Origin of the sequence: Streptomyces griseoloalbus (assembly GCA_014650015.1) — a bacterium.
Lineage (GTDB): Bacteria > Actinomycetota > Actinomycetes > Streptomycetales > Streptomycetaceae > Streptomyces > Streptomyces griseoloalbus.
The window spans coordinates 105,765-125,765 of the sequence record BMUD01000001.1 but is presented as its reverse complement, the minus strand read 5'-3'; the positions used below and the strand labels follow the sequence as shown (position 1 = coordinate 125,765).

The window sequence follows — 20,001 nt, the reverse complement described above, 5'->3', positions numbered from 1 at the left end:
ACACGGCTACGACGACCACGACGCCTACGACGCCCGGCCACGACGGCCACGACAGCTACCAGCGGCTACAACGGCTGCAACGGCTGCAACGGCTGCAACGGCTACAGAGGGCCACGACGCCTACGACGCCCGGCCACGACGGCCACGACAGCTACCAGCGGCTACAGCGGCTACAACGGCTGCATCGGCTACAGAGGGCCACGACGACCTCGGCGGCTACGAGACCGCCCGGTCGGCCCGCTCCGCGTACATCTTCGCGATGACCGCCTCGATGTCGGGCTCCCGCACCGACAGGTCGACCAGTGGATACTCCGCCGCGATCCGCGCCACCAGCCCCGCCGCCGACGCCGACGCCGGGAACGCCAGCCACTGCCGCGGCCCCTCCACCCGGACCACCCGCGCCGGCGGCGGCGCCTCGATCGGCGGGAGTTCCCGCTCCAGGTCCACCACCAGGGTCCGCTCGCTCTCCCCCGCCTCGTGCAACCCGGCGAGCGCACCGTCGTACACCAGCCGGCCGTGGTCGATGACCATCACCCGCGAGCACAACTGCTCGATGTCCTGCAGATCGTGCGTGGTCAGCAGCACCGTCGTGGCGCGCTCGGCGTTCAACTGCCGCAGGAAGTCCCGCACCTTCGTCTTGGAGATGACGTCCAGACCGATGGTCGGCTCGTCGAGGTACAGCACCTCCGGGTCGTGCAGCAGCGCCGCCGCGATGTCCCCGCGCATCCGCTGCCCCAGCGACAGCTGACGCACCGGCACGGCCAACAGCTCGCCCAAATCCAGGAGTTCGACCATCCGGTCCAGGTTCTCGCGGTACCGCGCGTCCGGGATGCGGTACATGCGGTGCATCAGCTTGTACGAGTCGATCAGCGGCAGGTCCCACCACAGCGTCGTACGCTGCCCGAACACCACCCCCATCCGGTGCGCCAGCCGCTTCCGCTCACGGGAGGGATCGATCCCGGCGACCCGCAGCCGGCCGCCGCTCGGCGTGAGAATCCCGGTCAGCATCTTGATCGTCGTCGACTTCCCGGCGCCGTTCGGGCCGATGTAGCCGACCATCTCACCGCGCGCCACCGTGAAGGAGATCGAGTCGACGGCCCGCACCCGATGCCGCTCCCGCTTCAGGAAGCCGGTCTTCCGGCGCACGTCGAAAACCTTCTCGACACCGTCCAGTTCGATGAAAGGGTCCATCGTGAAAGGGTCCATGTCCGCTCGCTAACTCCCCGTACTCCGGTACGACCTGAGCCCCGTCCGCCACGCCAGACCCGCCAGCGCACAACACACCACCGCCACCAGCGGCGACACGAACGCCGCCCACGACGGCAGACCGATCGGGTACGGCCGCCCCAGGAGGTAGGCCGCGGGCACCCAGTTGACGAAGGCGAGCGGCAGCACGAACGTCGCCCCGCGCACCAGATCCTTCCCGAACACGCTCGGCGGATACTGCAGCAGCGTGGTCCCGCCGTACGTGAACGCGTTCTGCACCTCGGCGGCATCCTGCGCGAAGATCTGGAAGGCCGCCCCCGCCACGAACACCGCCGAGAAGATCGCCGCACCGCTGAGCACCATCACCGGCACCAGCAGCACCTTCGGCACACTCCAGTCGACGTCCACCGACGCCAGCGCCCACCCCAGCACCACCGTGCCCTGAACGACCCGGCCCAGACGGCGCACCGCGAAACGGTCCGCGCCGACCTGCGCGAGCACCGGCGCGGGACGCACCAGCAGCGTGTCGAACGAACCGTCCCGCATCCGGGCACCCAGCACGTCCATCGAGCCCAGCACCAGATCGGCGATCCCGAACGACGTCACCGACAGCCCGTACAGCAGGGCGACCTCGGGCAGCGACCAGCCGCCCAACGAGTCGACCTGCGAGAACATCAGCAAAATCCCCACGAAGTCCATGCCGGTCATCACCAGGTTGCCGACCATCGTGGCGACGAAGGAGGCGCGGTAGGTCATGCCCGCCCGCACCCACATCCCCGCGATCAGCCAGTAGGCCCGCAACCCCTCGGCGACAACGCTCCGCTCACCCACCCTGCACCACCACCCGACGCGTCGCCGCCGACTGCACCAGCCGCCCCAACGCCAACAGCGCCACCGCCCACGCCGCCTGGAACGCGAACGCCCCCAACGGCTCGGCCTCCCCCATCAGCACATCCGCCGGCATCTGGATCTGCGCCGCCCACGGCAGCACCCGCACGACATCGCCGTACACCCCCGGAAAGGCGTTCAGCGGCAGCACCATGCCCGAGAAGAACACCCCCGTGATCATCAGCACCTGGCCGACGCCCATACCGTCCATCAGCCAGAACACGCTCAGGGCCGCCAGATAGCGGATCGCGAAACTCACCACCGTCGCCAGCAGCAACGTGACCGCGAACGCCGCCCACACGGTCACCTCCGTCGGCAGCGCCATCGGGAAGAACAGCCAGCCGAACACGAACGGGACCACCCCCCGCCCCAGCATCTGGAACAGCGCCCGCCCCACATCACCCGCCAGCCACCACACCTGCAGATCGACCGGCCGGTACAGGTCGACCGCGATCTCACCGGTGCGGATGCGCTCCATCAGGTCCTTCTCCGCACCGCCCCCCTGAATGGCCAGCGTCGCGTACAGGCACTGCCCCAGCCACACATACGTCACCGCCTGCGCCTGGTCGTACCCCCCGAGCCCCGGCTTCTCCTCCCACAGCGCCAGATACGTGTACACGAGGATCAGCCCGAACACGGTGTTGGTGAACACCCCGGCAGCGGTGGCCGCCCGATACGACGCGTACCGCCGGAAACCCCCCACCGCCACGGCCAGATACAGCCGCCCCGAGCCCACGCCCACCACCCTCCTCCGCACCGGCACCGAAGCGCAGGAGCCTAGTGCGCGCGCCCGGCCCGCCGCCACGCATTTCCCGCCCCGCCCCCCACCCGCGAGCACCCCCACAGGGCCATGCGTGTGAGAAGCCGGACGGGTGCGCGACGCGCGCCGTCACCGGGGAACGCGTCACCGGATGGGACAGTCTTGAATAAGAGGAACGCATCACCCGTACAGCGACGAACGCCACGAACAACGCGAACGAGGCGAAACAGGAGTCCGTGCACGACATGAGCGACGAGCCGCAGCCGCAGCAGCCCGACCGGGGCTGGGCACCGAGACGGCCCCAGGCGTCCGCCCCCCGCCGGGGCAGGGCGGGAGGCACCCCCCAGCGCACCGGATGGCGCCGGCTGATCCCCACCTGGCGGACGACGCTCGGCAGCCTCCTCATCGCCGCCCTGCTCGTCGTCGGCGGCTTCTTCCTCGGCTACCACCTCGTGCAGATCCCCGCCGCCAACGCCCTCGCCACCCAACAGGCCAACGTCTACCTCTACGCCGACGGCTCCGTCATCGCCCGCGACGGCGAGGTCAACCGGGAGAACGTCACCCTCGCCCAGATCTCCAAGGACGCCCAGCACGCCGTCCTGGCCGCCGAGGACCGCGACTTCTACACCGAGTCCGCCGTCGACCCCCAGGCCATGATCCGCGCCGCCTGGAACACCGCCACCGGCAAGGGCAAACAGTCCGGCTCCACCATCACCCAGCAGTACGTGAAGAACTACTACCTCCGCCAGGAGCAGACCGTCACCCGCAAGGTGAAGGAGTTCTTCATCTCCATCAAACTCGACCGCGAACAGACCAAGGACCAGATCCTCGAGGGCTACCTCAACACCAGCTTCTTCGGCCGGGGCGCCTACGGCATCCAAGCCGCCGCCCACGCCTACTACGGCATCGACGCCTCCCGACTCGACGCCGGCCGCGCCGCCTACCTCGCCGCCCTCGTCAACGCCCCCAGCCAGTACGACGTCATCACCCACCCGCACAACCGCGAAGCCGTCGAAGACCGCTGGAACTACGTCCTGGACGGCATGGTCGACGAAGGCTGGCTCAGCCCCTCCGAACGCGACGGCATGCGGTTCCCCACACCCAAGGCGACCACCCTCCCCACCGGCCTGTCCGGCCAGCGCGGCTACATCGTCACCATCGCCAAGAACCACCTCATCGAGAACGACATCGTCGACGAAGCCTCCCTCGACGCCGGCGGCTACCGCATCACCACCACCCTCAGCAAAGACAAACAGGACGCCTTCGTCGACGCCGTCAACGACAACCTGATGGACCGGCTCGACCCGAAGAATCGCAAGGTCGACACCCACGTCCGCGCGGGCGGCGCCTCCGTCGACCCCAGAACCGGCAAGGTCGTCGCCCTGTACAACGGCGTCGACTACGTCAAGCAGTACACCCCCAACGCCACCCGCCGGGACTTCCAGGTCGGCTCCTCCTTCAAGCCGTTCGTCTTCACCTCCGCGGTCGAGAACGACTCCCGCACCCAGGACGGCCGCCCCATCACCCCCAACACCGTCTACGACGGCACCAGCGAACGCCCCGTCCAGGGCTGGAGCGGACGCTACGCACCCGAGAACGAGGACCACCGCGACTACGGCAGGATCACCGTCCGCGAGGCCACCGACAAATCCGTCAACGCCGTCTACGCACAGATGGCCGTCGACGTCGGCCCCGACAAGGTCCGGCAGACCGCGATCGACCTGGGCCTGTCCAAGAACACCCCCAGCCTCGACGACGCCGGCCCGTCCATCGCCCTCGGCGTCGCCACCGCCAGCGTCCTCGACATGGCCAAGGCCTACGCGACCCTCGCCAACCACGGCAGGCACAGCGCCTACACGATGATCGAAAAGGTCACCAGGGGCCCCGACACCGTCCCACTGCCCGAACGCCGCCCCCGCCAGGCCGTCAGCCGCCAAGCCGCCGACACCACCACCTCCGTCCTGCGCGGCGTCGTCGAGAAGGGCACCGCCACCGCCGCCCAGACAGCCGGCCGCCCCGCCGCCGGCAAGACCGGCACCGCCGAGGAGGACACCGCCGCCTGGTTCGCCGGCTACACCCCCGACCTCGCCACCGTCGTCGCCGTCATGGGCCAGGACCCCGTCACCGCCGGCCACACACCCCTCTACGGCGCCATGGGCCTGCCCCGCGTCAACGGCGGCGGCGCCCCCGCGGAAATCTGGGGCCAGTACACCCGCGACGCCCTCAAGGGCCAGCCCGTCAAGGCCTTCGACCTCCGCCTCCAGCCCGGCGCCTGGCGGACCCAGCCACCCGACGACGACACCAGCATGCGCCCGCGCTCCCCCGGCGACCCGACCGACAACTTCGACAGCGGGACACCGGACGCCACCGGCACCGGCAGCCGCACCCCGGACGACACCGCGGAACAGCCGGACGACTGGACGACCGGCGGCGCCACCACGGGCGCAGACGGCGGGAACACCGGCGGGACGACCGACGGCGGCACCACGGGAGACACCGGCGACGGCGACACCGACGACGGCGACGCCAACGGGGACGGCCTCACCGGCCAGGACGGCCTGACCGGCGCCCTCACCCAGAACAACCGCGGAGACTGGTGGTGAACCCGGTCAGTGCCCGGAGGTCGCCTTCAACCCCACTACCGCGACCAGCAACAGGCAGACGAAGAAGACCCGCGCGAGGGTCACCGGCTCACCCAGCACCACCATCCCCAGCACCGCCGCCCCGGCCGCACCGATCCCCACCCACACGCCGTACGCCGTACCGATGGGCAGCGTACGAGCGGCATACGACAGCAACAGCATGCTGCCCACGATGCCCGCACCGGTGAGAACACTGGGCACGAGCCGGGTGAAACCATCGGTGTACTTCATACCGACCGCCCAGCCCACCTCCAGCAGACCGGCGACGACAAGCAGAACCCAGGCCATGACAGGCACCTCCGGGACACGAACGGAAACGGGGGTGCGTCGTCTTTGCCTTCACCCCGGTACGGCGCGTCTCGTCGGGACCCCGAAGGGTCCTCCCACCCTAGGGCCTGTCCGACAGGCCCTGGCCCGAAAACCGAGAAGGGGCTGGTGACCACGGTCACCAGCCCCTTCTCCCCATCGATCTACAGGTACAAGCCGGTCGAATCCTCAGAACCCTCGAACCGGTCCGCGGCCACCGCGTGCAGATCACGCTCCCGCATCAGCACATACCCGGTGCCCCGCACCTCGACCTCCGCCCGGTCCTCCGGATCGAACAGCACCCGGTCACCCGGCTCCACGGTCCGTACGTTCTGCCCCACCGCGACCACCTCGGCCCAGGCCAGCCGACGACCCACCGCCGCCGTCGCCGGAATCAGAATGCCGCCACCCGAACGCCGCTCGCCCTCACTCGTGTCCTGCCGCACGAGGACCCGATCGTGCAGCATCCGGATGGGCAGCTTGTCGTCCTGGGAACCGTGCTCGTGTCTCTTCGCGCTCACGCCTGAAACCTACCTGCCTTCACCGCGAACCGAGGCGGGCGGGGTCAACGCCTGCGCCGACGGGACCCCAGGGCCACCAGCCCCACGACCCCCACCACCAGCACCGCCACCGGCACGACCCGCTCCAGCCGCGGCGCACCGCCCTCGTCCACGAACTGCGCCTTGACGTCACTCACCACACCGTTGACGCGGACGTACGCCCGCCCGAGCGTGTGATCGACATGCGACACCACCCGGGCCCTGGCATCCCCCACGATCGTCTTCGGGTGCACCCGCACACCGATCTCGTCCAGGGTCTCGGCCAGCACCGCACGACGGCGCCTGATGTCCGCCTCGATCTCCGCCGGGGTTCTGGTGTCCGCCGTGTCCGCCACCGTGCCGCCTCCGAAATCCGCTGATACCTGTGCCGGACAGTCTGTCAGCTTCACACCGCCGCGCACGGTCAGGACCCCCGGTTACCCTCGATCCCGGCACCCGATCCACCCAGCGCGTACGTACGAGGAGACCAGAGACGATGAGCGAACGCCTCAAGACCGGGGACGAGGCCCCCGCCTTCACCCTGCCCGACGCCGACGGCAACGAGGTGTCCCTGGCCGACCACAGGGGCCGCAAGGTCATCGTCTACTTCTACCCGGCCGCCCTCACCCCCGGCTGCACCAAGCAGGCCTGCGACTTCACGGACAACCTGGAGCTGCTGGCGGGCGCCGGCTACGACGTCATCGGCATCAGCCCCGACAAGCCCGAGAAACTCGCCAAGTTCCGCGAGGCCGAGTCCCTCGAGGTCACCCTCCTCGCCGACCCGGACAAGAAGGTCCTCGACGCCTACGGCGCCTTCGGCGAGAAGAAGAACTACGGCAAGACCTACATGGGCGTCATCCGCTCCACGATCGTCGTCGACGAGGAGGGCAAGGTCGAACGCGCCCTCTACAACGTCCGGGCGACGGGCCACGTGGCCAAGATCATCAAGGATCTGGGCATCTGACCCCACCACGCCGACGGAACGGCCCCTACCGGATTCCCGGCAGGGGCCGTTCCGCTTTTCGCACGTGACCGTCCGATATCCGTTTCGTTACTCCGTACGAGACCACGAACGGGTGGTCGAGGAAGCGGAGGGGACGCATGGCCACGCGGCGCGTAACGGATCCGTACGGCAAGGAGCAACTCGCCTCGGTCATCCCCCAGGCCCGTAATTGGGCCGACCTGATGCGGCGACTCGGTCTCAACCCCAGTGGGGGACAGCGGCGCACACTGCAGGAGAAGGTGGCCGCCCATGGACTGGACACAAGCCACTTCGCCCAACGCGGCCCCTGGCGCAAGTACCCGGACGCAGCCATCGCCGCGGCCGCCGCATCGTCGTCATCGCTTCGCGAAGTGGCCCTCCAGCTCGGTGCCACTCCTGCCACCGGGGCCCTTTCCCACATCCGGCGTCGCATTCTCGCGGCGGGCATCGACATCAGTCATTTTCCCGGTATCGATCGCGGCGAGCCGGATCTGCCGTTCACCACCGAGGAACTGAGAAAAGCGGCGGCGTCAGCGACCAGTATGCGCGGAATGGCCCGCGCCCTCGGCGTACCGGACGACAGCCGGTCACGCGCGATGCTGAGTCGCATGCTGCGCGCTCGAGGAATCGACGTAGGGCACTTCGCTTACCGGCGTATCGCGCTCCCCGAGGACAGGCTCCGCGAACTGGTGCGGACCTCAACGAGTTACGCCGACGTGATACGTGGTCTCGGGCTGGACGTGACCGACACCAATCATCGGCGCGTCCGACGTGCGGCAGCCCGCCTCTGCCTCGACACGAGCCATTTCACGAGACGAAGCTGGGGGCGGCCCGAGCGGCCCGCACCCACACCCGTCGCCCACCGAGTGCTGGTCGTCCTCCCCGACCACGCGGGGCGCACCAACAGGGCTCAGCTCCACCGGGCCCTGGCCGAACTCGGAGTGCCCTACGCCTGCGAGAGGTGCGGCAACACCGGAGAGTGGCTGGGGCGGCCCATCACCCTGCAGATCGACCACGTCAACGGAGACTGGCGCGACAACCGTCGGGAGAACCTGCGGTACCTGTGTCCCAACTGCCACGCCCTGACGGAGACGTGGTGTCGCCGGAAGGCAAGGGCGGGCCTCGCAGGGTGACCGGTTCCCCCGTACACTAAGGTCGCCGGTCAGGCGTCATGACCGATTTTGAGCGGCCGTGATGGAATTTGGCAGTCATGCTGGGTTTAGGTCCCAGTGGGTTAACACCCGTGTGGGTTCGAGTCCCACCGGCCGCACGGCATGAAGGGGCCGCCCGACCGACTCTGTCGATTCATGTCGGGCGGCCCCTCGCTGTTACTCAGCCCAACAGCTCCCGCACCACCGGCACCAACGCGCGGAACGCCTTCCCCCTGTGGCTGATCGCGTTCTTCTCGGCGGCCGTCAGTTCCGCGCACGTCCTCGTCTCGCCCTCCGGCTGGAGGATCGGGTCGTAGCCGAAGCCGCCCGTGCCTGCGGGGGTGTGGCGGAGGGTGCCCTTCAGGTGGCCCTCGACCACGCGCTCCGTGCCGTCGGGGAGCGCCAGCGCCGCCGCGCAGGCGAAGTGGGCTCCCCGGTGCTCGTCGGCGATGTCACCGAGCTGGGCCAGCAGCAGGTCCAGGTTGGCCTTGTCGTCGCCGTGGCGGCCCGCCCAGCGGGCGGAGAAGATGCCGGGGGCGCCGCCCAGGACGTCGACGCAGAGGCCGGAGTCGTCAGCGACGGCGGGGAGGCCGGTGGCCTGGGCGAGGGCGTGGGCCTTGAGCAGCGCGTTCTCGGCGAAGGTGACGCCGGTTTCCTTGACGTCGGGGATGTCGGGGTAGGCGTCGGCGCCGACGAGTTCGTGGGGGAGTCCCGCGTCGGCGAGGATCGACCGCAGTTCGGTGATCTTTCCGGCGTTGCGGGTGGCGAGGATCAGGCGGGTCATGGGCCCAGTATCCCTGGGCCCATGGTGACTCGTTCGCTACGGGGTGCAGACCTTGGTCAGTTCGCCGGCGGCGTCGGTGACGGGGCTGACGTCGGGGGTCTTGTCGCCGTTCTCGATGGAGGTGCGGACGTTCTCGACGGCCTTTCCGAGGTTGTCGACGGCCGCGCCGACGTCGGCGTTGTCGGTCTTGTCGCCGAGGTCGCCGAGGTTCTTGTCGATGTTGTCGAGGGATTCCTCGAGCTGGGTGACGTCGTTGGAGGCGTTCTCGACGGCCTGCTGCATGTCCGTGACGCTGTCGGCGATGGCGTCGGCGGTCTGGACGCAGTCCAGTGCCTTGTCGACGGCGGCGCAGCCGGTGGTGAGTCCGGCGGTCAGCGCGACGGCTGCCAGGGTGGCGGCGACGGCTGTGGTGCGGCGTCGGCGGCTCGCGGCCATGGAACGGTCCCTCCCTCGTCGGGCCGGTCGGCCCGGTTCGTTGGCCGGGCGCCCGGGGTTGAGCCGTGCGCCCGTACCTGTTCAGACGCGGGGGTGGCCGGCGCGGTTGCTCCGCGTCGGCCACCTGTCTTGGTGCGTCCTTTACCTTTCGAGGACGGTATCAAGTGCCGCGCGCTGTGCGGCGGCGAGTTCGGTGCAGCCGGTGACGGCGAGGTCGAGGAGGGCGTTGAGTTCGTCGCGGGCGAAGGGTTCGGCTTCCGCGGTGCCCTGGACCTCGACGAAGCGGCCGTCGCCGGTGCAGACGACGTTCATGTCGGTGTCGGCCTTGACGTCTTCCTCGTAGCAGAGGTCGAGGAGGGGGATTCCGCCGACGATGCCGACGGATACGGCGCTGACGGTGCCGGTGAGGGGCCGGCGGCCGGCGCGGATCAGCTTCTTCGACTGGGCCCAGGTGATGGCGTCGGCGAGGGCGACGTAGGAGCCGGTGATGGCGGCGGTGCGGGTGCCGCCGTCGGCCTGGAGGACGTCGCAGTCGAGGACCACGGTGTTCTCGCCGAGGGCCTTGTAGTCGATGACGGCGCGCAGGGAGCGGCCGATGAGTCGGCTGATCTCGTGGGTGCGGCCGCCGATGCGGCCGCGGACGGACTCGCGGTCGCCGCGGGTGTTGGTGGCGCGGGGGAGCATCGCGTATTCGGCGGTGACCCAGCCCTCGCCGCTGCCTTTGCGCCAGCGGGGGACGCCTTCGGTGACGGAGGCGGTGCAGAGGACTTTGGTGTCGCCGAAGGAGACGAGGACGGAGCCTTCGGCGTGCTTGCTCCAGCCGCGTTCGATGGTGACCGGGCGGAGTTGTTCGGGGGTGCGGCCGTCGATTCGAGACATGGCGTCGAGCCTAGCCGTAGCGGTGTTCGGGGCCCCTTCCGCGGTGGGAGGGGGCCCCGAAGGTGTGGCCGTGGCTCACTGGCTCACTGGCTCACATCATGTCTTCGATTTCGGCCGCGACGGGGTCGGCGTCGGTGCCGATGACGACCTGGATGGCGCTGCCCATCTTGACGACGCCGTGGGCGCCGGCGGCCTTGAGGGCGGCTTCGTCGACCTTGGCGGGGTCCACGACTTCGGTGCGGAGGCGGGTGATGCAGCCTTCGACCTCTTCGATGTTGTCGATGCCGCCGAGCCCGGCAACGATCTTCTCAGCCTTCGTGGCCATGTTCGCTCTCCCTGATCCGAACCGCTTTGTCGCAGTAACCCACAGTTGGCCCATCTTTGCGAGCGGTCATGTCGTGGGTGCCGAATGATGACGTCACGACAGCGGGACCGTCCTGCCTCACTGGTCTACACCACCGGGGTGGGCTGTCGCAAAACCGCTGACGCGTGCCCGCGTGTGCGCCCGTGCGCCCGCCGCCCGACCGCCTCTGAGGGAAGGGGACCGGATGAGTACCGAGAGTCCGGCCGGCGCCGGGAGCGCGGCGGGTCCCGCGCGGGAACGCTGGAACCGGTTGTTCCAGGGGTTGCAGAAGATGGGGCGCAGTCTGCAGCTGCCGATCGCGGTGCTGCCGGCGGCGGGCATCCTGAACCGGCTGGGGCAGCCGGATGTGTTCGGGGACGACGGTCTGGGCTGGACGGACGTCTCCAAGGTGATGGTGGGCGCGGGTGGGGCGCTGCTGGACGGTTCGCTGGGGTTGCCGCTGCTGTTCTGTGTGGGTGTGGCCATCGGGATGGCGAAGAAGGCGGACGGTTCGACGGCGCTGGCGGCGGTGGTGGGGTTCCTCGTCTACTACAACGTGCTGCGTCAGTTCCCGCAGGACTGTCCGGAGGGGTCGAAGGCGGTGCCGATGGTGGGCTGCCAGGTGACCGACGGGACGGTGACCGCGTTCACTTATCAGAATCCGGGGGTGTTCGGGGGCATCGTCATCGGGCTGATGGCGGCGTATTCCTGGCAGCGGTTCCACCGTACGAAGCTGGTGGACTGGCTCGGCTTCTTCAACGGCCGCCGTCTCGTCCCGATCATCATGGCGTTCGCGGCGATCGTGTTCGCGGCGTTGTGCCTGTGGGTGTGGCCGCCGGTCGGTGACGCGCTGGAGGGTTTCAGCGACTGGATGAGCGGTCTGGGCGCGTGGGGCGCGGGTGTGTTCGGGATCGCGAACCGGGCGTTGCTGGTGGTGGGGTTGCACCAGTTCCTGAACGTGCCCATCTGGTTCCAGTTCGGCAGCTACACCAAGCCGGACGGTTCGGTGGTGCACGGTGACATCAACATGTTCCTGGCGGGCGACCCGGGGGCGGGGCAGTTCCTGTCGGGTTTCTTCCCGATCATGATGTTCGCGCTGCCGGCGGCGGCGTTGGCGATCACGCACTGTGCGCGGCCGGCCCGGCGCAAGGAGGTCGGCGGGCTGATGCTGTCGGTGGCGCTGACGTCGTTCGTCACGGGGATCACGGAGCCGATCGAGTACTCGTTCCTGTTCGTCGCGCCGTTGTTGTACGTGGTGCACGCGGTGCTGACGGGTGTGTCGATGGCGGTGACGTGGGGGCTGGGGGTGCACGACGGGTTCAGCTTCTCGGCGGGGCTGATCGACTACGTCATCAACTGGAATCTGGCGACCCGGCCGTGGGCGGTCATTCCGATCGGGTTGTGCTTCGCGGTGGTGTACTACGTGATCTTCCGGTTCGCGATCACGCGGTTCGATCTGAGGACTCCGGGGCGGGAGCCGGAGGAGGAGGTCGAGGACACGACGAAGGCGTGATCTCTTAAGGTGGGGGTGGCTGTTCAAGCCCTCGGACCCTGTGGTCCGGGGGCTTTTCGATGTGCCCCGGGGCGGTTCCGGTCCGCGGTTTCGGGCAGGCACGGTGCGTAGCCCGGCGGTTGCGGATCCGCGGGTTCCTTACGTGGCCTTCATCGTGCTAGAACAGGTCTACACCAGTAGTGGTGTAGACCACCACCGATGGAGGAAGTATGAGCACCGCCACTGCCTCGGCGGCCCCCGCGAAGAAGCGGGGATCCGGCCTGTTCCAGGGCCTGCAGAAGGTCGGCCGCAGCCTTCAGCTCCCGATCGCCGTCCTGCCGGCGGCGGGCATCCTGCTCCGGCTCGGCCAGGCGGACGTCCAGGACAAGCTGAACCTGCCCGACAAGGTCACCGCGGTGTTCGCCACGGCGGGCGGCGCGATCTTCGACAACCTCCCGATGCTGTTCTGCATCGGCGTCGCGATCGGCTTCGCCAAGAAGGCCGACGGCTCCACGGCCCTCGCCGCCCTCGTCGGCTTCCTGGTCTACAGCAACGTCCTGAAGGCGTTCCCGGTCACCGAGGCGAAGGTGCAGGACGGCGCGGACATAGCCGCGACCTACAACAACCCCGGTGTCCTCGGCGGCATCCTGATGGGTCTGCTGGCCGCGGTCCTGTGGCAGCGCTACCACCGCAAGAAGCTGGTGGACTGGCTGGGCTTCTTCAACGGCCGCCGGCTCGTCCCGATCATCATGGCCTTCGTCGGCACCGCCATGGGCGTCTTCTTCGGTCTGGTGTGGGAGCCGATCGGCGAGGTCATCTCCGACGCCGGTGAGTGGATCACCGGTCTGGGCGCCGCGGGCGCCGGTCTGTTCGGTCTGATCAACCGCGCGCTGATCCCGATCGGCATGCACCAGTTCGTCAACACCGTCTCCTGGTTCCAGATCGGCGACTTCACCAACGCCGCGGGCGAGCTCGTGCACGGCGACCTGAACCGGTTCTTCGCCGGTGACCCCGACGCCGGTCAGTTCATGTCGGGCTTCTTCCCGATCATGATGTTCGGCCTCCCGGCCGCCGCCATCGCCATCGCGCACGCCGCCCGTCCGGAGCGCCGCAAGGCCGTGATGGGCATGATGGTCTCGCTCGCGCTGACGTCCTTCGTGACCGGTGTGACCGAGCCGATCGAGTTCTCGTTCATGTTCATCGCCCCGGTGCTGTACGCGATCCACGCGGTGCTCACCGCGCTGTCCATGGCGATCACCTGGGCGCTCGGGGTACACGCGGGCTTCACGTTCTCCGCGGGCGCCATCGACTACGGGCTCAACTGGAGCCTGGCGACCAAGCCCTGGCTGATCATCCCGATCGGTCTGGTCTTCGCGGCGGTCTACTACGGGCTCTTCCGCTTCGCGATCACCAAGTTCAACCTGCCGACCCCGGGCCGCGAGCCCGAGGAGGAGGTCGAGGACACCACGAAGGCGTGAGCCGTCCTCGTACGACATGACACCGGGGTCCCCGCGAGCCGTGACGGTTCGCGGGGACCCCGGTGGTTTCGCGTCAGATCTCGTACGTCGCCCGGGGCGCCGCCAGCCCCACCGGGCCGTGGTACACCGCGCGGGCGTCGGTGAGGTTGACCTGCGGGTCGGTCCACGGCGGGATGTGGGTGAGGATCAGGCGGCGGGCGTGGGCGCGGGCCGCGGTCTCACCCGCCTGGCGGCCGTTGAGGTGCAGGTCGGGGATGTTCTCCTTGCCGTGCGTGAAGGCGGCCTCGCACAGGAAGAGGTCGGCGTCGCGGGCGAGGTCGTCGAGCGCGGGGCTGACGCCCGTGTCGCCGGAGTACGTGAGCGTCCTCCCGCCGTGTTCGATGCGGATGCCGTAGGCCTCGACCGGGTGGGCGACGCGCTCGGTGTGCACGAGGAACGGGCCGATCTCGAAGGTGGACGGCTTGACCGTGTGGAAGTCGAAGACCTCGCTCATGGAGGAGGCCGAGGGGGTGTCGCCGTAGGCGGTGGTCAGCCGGTGCTCGGTGCCCTCGGGTCCGTAGACCGGCAGGGGGGCGCAGCGGCCGCCGTCGTGCCGGTAGTAGCGCGCCACGAAGTAGGCGCACATGTCGATGCAGTGGTCGGCGTGCAGGTGGCTGAGGAAGATCGCGTCGAGGTCGTAGAGACCGCAGTGGCGCTGCAGCTCGCCCAGGGCACCGTTGCCCATGTCGAGGAGCAGCCGGAAGCCGTCGGCCTCGACGAGGTAGCTCGAGCAGGCCGAATCCGCGGACGGGAACGACCCCGAGCAGCCGACGACGGTGAGCTTCATGAAGCAGAAACCTCCGCTGGCGGGTGTGGAGAGACGGGGGTCGTGCGGTTTGTCGAGCGTAAGGCGCAAAACCTGTGGTCGCTCCTCCACCCGTGGCCGTTGTGGGCGAACTCACCTGTGCTGTCACCGGTTCGGCTGGAAGGGGCGCGTGCCGGGGACGGAAGGGGGCGCGCGGGGGTGGCTCGCGCCGGTACCGTCGGGGCATGACCCCGTCCTGGTGGCTCGCCCTCGTCGCGGTGATACTGCTCGCGCTGGTTGCCACGCTCGTCGACGGGTGGGGCCGGAGGCACCGGGACCGGGGACGGCGGAGGTCCGGGCGGGACGACGGGCGGGAGTGATCCCGCGGCGGGCGGCGGCACCGGGGACACGAAAGGGGCCGGAGACGTGCTCCGGCCCCGTTTTCCGCGTGGGGTGCTACGCCCAGAGCTGGCCCTGGAGCGTCTCGATGGCCTCTTCCGTCGTCGCGGCGGTGTAGACGCCGGTCGACAGGTACTTCCAGCCGCCGTCGGCGACGACGAAGACGACGTCGGCGGACTCCCCGGCCTTCTGTGCCTTCTTCGCGACGCCGATCGCCGCGTGGAGGGCGGCGCCGGTGGAGACGCCGGCGAAGATGCCCTCCTGCTCCAGGAGTTCGCGGGTGCGGGTGACGGCGTCCGCGGAGCCGACGGAGAACCGGGTCGTCAGCACGGAGGCGTCGTACAGCTCGGGGACGAAGCCCTCGTCGAGGTTGCGCAGGCCGTAGACCAGGTCGTCGTAGCGTGGTTCGGCGGCGACGATCTTCACGTCGGGCTTGTGTTCGCGCAGGTAGCGGCCGACGCCCATCAGCGTGCCCGTGGTGCCGAGGCCGGCCACGAAGTGGGTGATGGAGGGGAGGTCGGTGAGGATCTCGGGGCCGGTGCCGGCGTAGTGCGCGCCGGCGTTGTCGGGGTTGCCGTACTGGTACAGCATCACCCAGTCCGGGTGTTCGGCGGAGAGTTCCTTGGCGACGCGGACGGCGGTGTTGGAGCCGCCCGCGGCCGGGGAGGAGATGATCTGCGCGCCCCACATGCCGAGCAGGTCGCGGCGTTCCTGGGAGGTGTTCTCGGGCATCACGCAGACCATGCGGTAGCCCTTGAGCTTGGCGGCCATGGCGAGGGAGATGCCGGTGTTGCCGGAGGTCGGCTCCAGGATCGTGCAGCCGGGGGTGAGGCGGCCGTCCTTCTCCGCCTGCTCGATCATGAACAGGGCCGGGCGGTCCTTGATCGAGCCCGTGGGGTTGCGGTCCTCCAGCTTGGCCCAGATGCGGACGTCGGCGGACGGCGAGAGCCGCGGCAGACGCACCAGGGGGGTGTTGCCCACCGCGGCCAGCGGGGAGTCGTAACGCATCGGTGATCAGGCCATACCGCCGGCCACGGCCGGCAGGATCGTGATGCTGTCGCCGTCGGACAGCTTGGTGTCGATGCCGTCGAGGAAGCGGACGTCCTCGTCGTTGAGGTAGACGTTGACGAAGCGGCGCAGCTGCTCGCCGTCCACGATGCGGGCGTGGATGCCCGAGTGCCGGGTCTCGAGGTCGGCGAAGAGCTCGGCGAGGGTGTTCCCGGTGCCCTCCACCGCCTTCTGACCGTCGGTGTACTGGCGGAGGATGGTGGGGATGCGGACCTCGATGGCCATGGCTGAGGGCTCCTGTCGGAAGAGTCTGTCGTGGGTTCGTCAGGGCGCGCGTCGGCACGCGGCAGTGCACCGCGGCTCACGGCCTGCGGCGGCAGCGGAAGATCAACAGATGGCGCTGTTCAGCCTGCACAGGTCGACGTGGAGCCGCGCCACGAGCAGCGTGCCCGGCGCCTGTTCGCTCACGTCGAGAAGAACCATGGGGTCATCGTATCGATTCCCGGACCGCCCTTCGGAATGTGATCTCACCTTGCGGACACCTTCCTTCCGCGATACGAGATGACCTGCCGAATCGCGGGGTCAGTACGCCTCGACGACCTCGACCTCCTCCTCGGTGACCTCGCCGTCCAGGATGCGGAACGAGCGGAACTGGAACTCGCCGGCGCCGTCGGTGTCGGCGGTGGAGACCAGGACGTAGTGGGCGCCGGGTTCGTTGGCGTAGGAGATGTCGGTGCGGGACGGGTAGGCCTCGGTCGCCGTGTGGGAGTGGTAGATGACCACCGGCTCCTCGTCGTTGTCGTCCATCTCCCGGTACAGCTTCAGCAGGTCCTGGGAGTCGAACTCGTAGAAGGTGGGCGAGCGGGCCGCGTTCAGCATGGGGATGAAGCGCTCGGGGCGGCCGGCTCCCACCGGCCCCGCCACCACGCCGCACGCCTCGTCGGGGTGGTCCTCGCGCGCGTGGGCGACGATCTGGTCGTACAGGGCCTGGGTGATGGTCAGCATGGGGCTCAGGATAAGCAGACGGGCTGTTCCGTACCGAGGAGTGGTACGGAACAGCCCGTATGCCGGACGCCTTGAGCGGTGGCCGCGGGGTGCGCCACGAGTGCTCCCCCGCGACGCGGCGTCCGCGGTGAGGTCGGGCCCTAGCCGCCGACCTTCTCGAACTCGGCGTCGCCGCGCCGGGTGACGTCCGGGTTGCGGTTCTTGAGGACCGCCCAGCCGATGCCGAGGGCGACGGCCCAGCCGGCCATCACGTAGAGGCAGATCCTGGAGTCCGCGTCGTAGGCGATCAGGCCGGTGACGAAGAGCAGGAACGCGATGGCGATGTAGGAGCAGACCGAGCCGCCCGGCGCCGGGAAGGACGAGGCGGGCAGCCGGCCCGCGACGACCTGGCGGCGGTAGAGGACGTGGCTGATCAGGATCATCAGCCAGGTCCAGATGCCGGCCGCGGTGGCGACGGAGGTGACGTAGCCGAAGGCCTTCTCCGGGACGGTGTAGTTCAGGACGACGCCGATGCCCATGAAGACCACGGAGGTGGCGATGCCGAGCGCCGGGGTCTTGGTGGACGACAGCCGCTTGAAGACCCGCGGGGCCTCGCCGTTGTCGGCGAGGTTGCGCAGCATGCGGCCGGTGGAGTACATGCCGGAGTTGCAGGACGACAGGGCCGCGGTCAGCACGACGAAGTTGACGATGCCGGCGCCGGCCGGGATGCCGATGACCGCGAACGCCTTCACGAAGGGGCTGACCCCTTCGGAGAACTCGGTCCACTTCACCACGCACAGGATGACGGTGAGCGCGCCGACGTAGAACAGGGCGATGCGCCAGGGCAGGGTGTTGATCGCCTTGGGGAGGGTCTTCTCCGGGTTCTCCGACTCACCGGCCGTGACACCGACCAGTTCGACGGCGAGGTAGGCGAACATGACGCCCTGCAGAGTCATCAGGGACGAGCCGATGCCCTTGGGGAAGAAGCCGTCGAAGGCCCAGAGGTTGGAGACGGCGGCGGTGTCACCGGCCTGGCTGAAGCCGAGGGTGAGGACGCCGAGGCCGATCACGATCATGCCGATGATGGCGGTGACCTTGACCATGGAGAACCAGAACTCGATCTCGCCGAACAGCTTCACCGAGATCAGGTTGGCGCCGAACAGGATGATCAGGAAGACCAGCGCCGACGTCCATTGCGGGATGGCCGGGAACCAGTAGTTGATGTAGATCGCGGCGGCGGTCAGCTCGGCCATGCCGGTGACCACCCACATCAGCCAGTACGTCCAGCCGGTGAAGTAGCCGAAGAAGGGGCCGAGGAACTCGCGCGAGTACTCGGCGAAGGAACCCGAGACGGGACGGTAGAGCAGGAGCTCACCGAGCGCTCGCATGATGAAGAAGATGATCACGCCGGCGAGGGCGTACATGACGATCAGGCTGGGGCCCGCCTTGGCGATGTTCGCCCCGGCTCCCAGGAAGAGTCCGACGCCGATGGCGCCGCCGATCGCGATCATCTGGACCTGACGGCTGTTGAGCCCGCGCTCGTACCCCTCCTCGGGTACGGACTCCGTGTCGACCTGCGCTGAGGCCATGTGTGGTGCGCCTTTCTCCATGCCGACCCGGGCCGCTGTCGGCTCCGGATCGGGTCTCGATCCCCCCGGACTGATGGAGCTGAGCGGACTCGCGGAGCCCGCTCGTGCCTGGCCGGCGGTCACCGGCTCGGTGGCGCACCCGGCGGAACATACGGGTGGTGTACGCCGGGCGGTCGTGAAGATTTATCACGGCCGCCATCCTGATCACCCGGACGGTTTGTGGCGCGCTTCACAGAAAGAAGCAGACAAAAGGCACCTGAAGAGCCCATAGGCGGCAGGCTCTTTGACGCGATCGTTATCCGGATTTGAGGGCCCTCTGAGCGAACACGTCAGTGGACTTTTCCGGACATCAGGCCCGGATTCACGGCATGAGGGTCGAGACGAGCGTCTCCTGGAGTCCGCCGAGCCACAGGTAGGCCATCACCATCGGCTTGCGCGGGTCCTCGTCGGGGAGGTGGAAGAGGAGGTCGCTGTCTTCCTCGTCGCTGATCTCCAGACGGGAGCCGATCGCCAGCCGCAGGTCGTTGAGGGCGCCGAGCCACCGGCGGGACTCGTCCGGGGACAGCTTGAGCACCGCCCCGCCCTCACCGGCCGAGGTGAGCGCGTCCAGGGAGCGGATCACGGCGAGGGCGTTGTCGCGCTTGCCGGCCCGCAGGTCGTTCTCGGTGTAGCGGCGGAACTCGGCGGAGTGGGCACGCTGCTCCTCGGCCTCCTTGGCCTGCGGGGCGGCCCCCGGGTCGCCGTAGGCGTCCGGGAAGAGGCGGCGCAGCACGGGGTCGGAGGGCGGTTCGCTCGGGCCCTCGGCGAAGAGTTCGGCGAGCGGGTCGCCGGAGGTGTCCTCGGCGGGGCCGGGGCCGATGAGCTCCAGCAACTGCACGGCCAGGGACCGGATGATGGAGATCTCGACGTCGTCGAGGGCGACGGCCGCGCCGCCGCCGGGGAGCGGTTCGAAGTGTCCTGGCATGGAGGCGATTCGCTACTTCCGGTCCTGCGGGCGGGGTCGGGTCATGTCCGGCTCGGTCACTTCCGGTCCTGCTGGAGGGTGGCCCACAGTCCGTAGCCGTGCATGGCCTGGACGTCGCGTTCCATCTCCTCGCGGCTGCCGCTGGAGACGACCGCCCGGCCCTTGTGGTGGACGTCGAGCATGAGCTTGGTGGCCTTGTCCTTGGAGTAGCCGAAGTACGTCTGGAAGACGTACGTCACATAGCTCATGAGGTTGACCGGGTCGTTGTGGACGATCGTGACCCACGGGACGTCCGGCTCGGGTACGGCGAAGACCTCCTCCACCGACTCGGTGCGTTCGATCTCCAGGGGTGCGGGTGACGTCACAGAGCCCATGCTGCCACCGCAGG

General features: G+C 69.0%; 24 protein-coding genes, 1 tRNA gene and 1 riboswitch. Of the genes, 7 read left to right on the top strand and 18 right to left on the bottom strand.

What is annotated here, in order from left to right; translation table 11 throughout:
- Nucleotides 1-216 precede the first annotated feature (216 nt).
- The 3 genes from IE178_RS00545 to IE178_RS00535 are packed head-to-tail and all read right to left on the bottom strand — an operon-like array spanning nucleotide 217 to nucleotide 2,830.
- Nucleotides 217-1,191 carry an ABC transporter ATP-binding protein gene (locus IE178_RS00545; protein WP_193510874.1) on the bottom strand — a complete coding sequence of 325 codons (975 nt, stop codon included), beginning with the start codon at nucleotides 1,189-1,191 and terminating at the stop codon, nucleotides 217-219.
- 24 nt (nucleotides 1,192-1,215) lie between these two features.
- Nucleotides 1,216-2,037 (bottom strand): ABC transporter permease, encoded by an 822-nt coding sequence (locus IE178_RS00540; protein ID WP_193510873.1) that lies wholly within the window; start codon nucleotides 2,035-2,037, stop codon nucleotides 1,216-1,218.
- Nucleotides 2,030-2,830: an ABC transporter permease gene (locus IE178_RS00535; protein WP_184760379.1), complete on the bottom strand. Its 801-nt coding sequence runs from the start codon at nucleotides 2,828-2,830 to the stop codon at nucleotides 2,030-2,032. The genes IE178_RS00540 and IE178_RS00535 overlap by 8 nt, the downstream gene beginning before the upstream one ends.
- Nucleotides 2,831-3,099: 269 nt before the next feature.
- On the opposite strand from IE178_RS00535, the gene IE178_RS00530 reads away from it, so the two are divergent.
- The gene (locus tag IE178_RS00530; RefSeq protein WP_193510872.1) at nucleotides 3,100-5,457 is read left to right on the top strand and encodes a transglycosylase domain-containing protein; all 2,358 of its coding nucleotides are present in this window, start codon (nucleotides 3,100-3,102) and stop codon (nucleotides 5,455-5,457) included.
- A 6-nt stretch (nucleotides 5,458-5,463) separates the two neighbouring features.
- On the opposite strand, the gene IE178_RS00525 is transcribed toward IE178_RS00530, so the two are convergent.
- The 3 genes from IE178_RS00525 to IE178_RS00515 form a co-directional block, all read right to left on the bottom strand.
- Nucleotides 5,464-5,784, bottom strand: coding sequence for a DMT family transporter (locus tag IE178_RS00525; protein WP_193510871.1), 321 nt, complete (start codon nucleotides 5,782-5,784; stop codon nucleotides 5,464-5,466).
- Between the two features lie 33 nt (nucleotides 5,785-5,817).
- Nucleotides 5,818-5,879: riboswitch (guanidine-III (ykkC-III) riboswitch) on the bottom strand.
- An 87-nt stretch (nucleotides 5,880-5,966) separates the two neighbouring features.
- The gene (locus tag IE178_RS00520) at nucleotides 5,967-6,323 is read right to left on the bottom strand and encodes a GroES family chaperonin (protein ID WP_184760376.1); all 357 of its coding nucleotides are present in this window, start codon (nucleotides 6,321-6,323) and stop codon (nucleotides 5,967-5,969) included.
- Between the two features lie 44 nt (nucleotides 6,324-6,367).
- Nucleotides 6,368-6,697 (bottom strand): DUF3618 domain-containing protein, encoded by a 330-nt coding sequence (locus tag IE178_RS00515; RefSeq protein ID WP_184760375.1) that lies wholly within the window; start codon nucleotides 6,695-6,697, stop codon nucleotides 6,368-6,370.
- A 140-nt stretch (nucleotides 6,698-6,837) separates the two neighbouring features.
- Between IE178_RS00515 and bcp the strand changes: the two genes are divergently transcribed.
- The 3 genes from bcp to IE178_RS00500 all read left to right on the top strand — a co-directional run bounded on the left by bcp (nucleotide 6,838) and on the right by IE178_RS00500 (nucleotide 8,593).
- Complete coding sequence (gene bcp / locus IE178_RS00510; RefSeq protein WP_184760374.1) at nucleotides 6,838-7,305, top strand: thioredoxin-dependent thiol peroxidase; 468 nt, start codon at nucleotides 6,838-6,840, stop codon at nucleotides 7,303-7,305.
- Between the two features lie 137 nt (nucleotides 7,306-7,442).
- Nucleotides 7,443-8,456: an HNH endonuclease signature motif containing protein gene (locus IE178_RS00505; RefSeq protein WP_193510870.1), complete on the top strand. Its 1,014-nt coding sequence runs from the start codon at nucleotides 7,443-7,445 to the stop codon at nucleotides 8,454-8,456.
- A gap of 52 nt (nucleotides 8,457-8,508) precedes the next feature.
- Nucleotides 8,509-8,593, top strand: a tRNA-Leu gene (locus IE178_RS00500).
- A gap of 62 nt (nucleotides 8,594-8,655) precedes the next feature.
- On the opposite strand, the gene rdgB is transcribed toward IE178_RS00500, so the two are convergent.
- The 4 genes from rdgB to IE178_RS00480 all read right to left on the bottom strand — a co-directional run bounded on the left by rdgB (nucleotide 8,656) and on the right by IE178_RS00480 (nucleotide 10,897).
- Nucleotides 8,656-9,258 (bottom strand): RdgB/HAM1 family non-canonical purine NTP pyrophosphatase, encoded by a 603-nt coding sequence (rdgB, locus tag IE178_RS00495; RefSeq protein ID WP_193510869.1) that lies wholly within the window; start codon nucleotides 9,256-9,258, stop codon nucleotides 8,656-8,658.
- 36 nt (nucleotides 9,259-9,294) lie between these two features.
- Nucleotides 9,295-9,693 carry a hypothetical protein gene (locus IE178_RS00490; RefSeq protein WP_193510868.1) on the bottom strand — a complete coding sequence of 133 codons (399 nt, stop codon included), beginning with the start codon at nucleotides 9,691-9,693 and terminating at the stop codon, nucleotides 9,295-9,297.
- A gap of 141 nt (nucleotides 9,694-9,834) precedes the next feature.
- Nucleotides 9,835-10,572, bottom strand: coding sequence for a ribonuclease PH (gene rph, locus IE178_RS00485; RefSeq protein ID WP_184760369.1), 738 nt, complete (start codon nucleotides 10,570-10,572; stop codon nucleotides 9,835-9,837).
- Between the two features lie 91 nt (nucleotides 10,573-10,663).
- The gene (locus tag IE178_RS00480; RefSeq protein ID WP_030224752.1) at nucleotides 10,664-10,897 is read right to left on the bottom strand and encodes a PTS sugar transporter subunit IIB; all 234 of its coding nucleotides are present in this window, start codon (nucleotides 10,895-10,897) and stop codon (nucleotides 10,664-10,666) included.
- A 223-nt stretch (nucleotides 10,898-11,120) separates the two neighbouring features.
- Between IE178_RS00480 and IE178_RS00475 the strand changes: the two genes are divergently transcribed.
- A complete protein-coding gene (locus IE178_RS00475) occupies nucleotides 11,121-12,428 on the top strand; it encodes a PTS transporter subunit EIIC (protein ID WP_184760368.1) in 1,308 nt (435 codons plus the stop codon).
- 209 nt (nucleotides 12,429-12,637) lie between these two features.
- Entirely contained in the window at nucleotides 12,638-13,885 is a 1,248-nt protein-coding gene (locus IE178_RS00470; RefSeq protein ID WP_184760367.1) for a PTS transporter subunit EIIC, read from the top strand.
- A gap of 73 nt (nucleotides 13,886-13,958) precedes the next feature.
- On the opposite strand, the gene IE178_RS00465 is transcribed toward IE178_RS00470, so the two are convergent.
- Nucleotides 13,959-14,711, bottom strand: coding sequence for an MBL fold metallo-hydrolase (locus tag IE178_RS00465; protein ID WP_184760366.1), 753 nt, complete (start codon nucleotides 14,709-14,711; stop codon nucleotides 13,959-13,961).
- A gap of 203 nt (nucleotides 14,712-14,914) precedes the next feature.
- Here IE178_RS00465 and IE178_RS36850 point away from each other — a divergent pair, with 203 nt between their 5' ends.
- Nucleotides 14,915-15,049: a hypothetical protein gene (locus IE178_RS36850; protein ID WP_373301119.1), complete on the top strand. Its 135-nt coding sequence runs from the start codon at nucleotides 14,915-14,917 to the stop codon at nucleotides 15,047-15,049.
- Between the two features lie 76 nt (nucleotides 15,050-15,125).
- Here the strand turns inward: IE178_RS36850 and IE178_RS00460 are convergent, their stop codons facing one another.
- The 7 genes from IE178_RS00460 to clpS all read right to left on the bottom strand — a co-directional run bounded on the left by IE178_RS00460 (nucleotide 15,126) and on the right by clpS (nucleotide 19,987).
- Nucleotides 15,126-16,076: a PLP-dependent cysteine synthase family protein gene (locus IE178_RS00460; protein ID WP_193510867.1), complete on the bottom strand. Its 951-nt coding sequence runs from the start codon at nucleotides 16,074-16,076 to the stop codon at nucleotides 15,126-15,128.
- Nucleotides 16,077-16,082: 6 nt separating this feature from the next.
- Complete coding sequence (locus IE178_RS00455; protein ID WP_184760364.1) at nucleotides 16,083-16,361, bottom strand: MoaD/ThiS family protein; 279 nt, start codon at nucleotides 16,359-16,361, stop codon at nucleotides 16,083-16,085.
- A 102-nt stretch (nucleotides 16,362-16,463) separates the two neighbouring features.
- Nucleotides 16,464-16,559, bottom strand: a complete 96-nt coding sequence (locus IE178_RS35610; protein WP_313662420.1) for a putative leader peptide — start codon at nucleotides 16,557-16,559, stop codon at nucleotides 16,464-16,466.
- A 99-nt stretch (nucleotides 16,560-16,658) separates the two neighbouring features.
- Nucleotides 16,659-17,081 (bottom strand): M67 family metallopeptidase, encoded by a 423-nt coding sequence (locus IE178_RS00450; protein WP_184760363.1) that lies wholly within the window; start codon nucleotides 17,079-17,081, stop codon nucleotides 16,659-16,661.
- Between the two features lie 140 nt (nucleotides 17,082-17,221).
- On the bottom strand, nucleotides 17,222-18,649 hold the full coding sequence (locus tag IE178_RS00445; protein ID WP_184760362.1) for an amino acid permease: 1,428 nt from the start codon (nucleotides 18,647-18,649) through the stop codon (nucleotides 17,222-17,224).
- A 361-nt stretch (nucleotides 18,650-19,010) separates the two neighbouring features.
- Complete coding sequence (locus IE178_RS00440) at nucleotides 19,011-19,613, bottom strand: DUF2017 domain-containing protein (RefSeq protein ID WP_184760361.1); 603 nt, start codon at nucleotides 19,611-19,613, stop codon at nucleotides 19,011-19,013.
- Nucleotides 19,614-19,669: 56 nt separating this feature from the next.
- Complete coding sequence (gene clpS, locus IE178_RS00435) at nucleotides 19,670-19,987, bottom strand: ATP-dependent Clp protease adapter ClpS (RefSeq protein ID WP_193510866.1); 318 nt, start codon at nucleotides 19,985-19,987, stop codon at nucleotides 19,670-19,672.
- Nucleotides 19,988-20,001 lie beyond the last annotated feature (14 nt).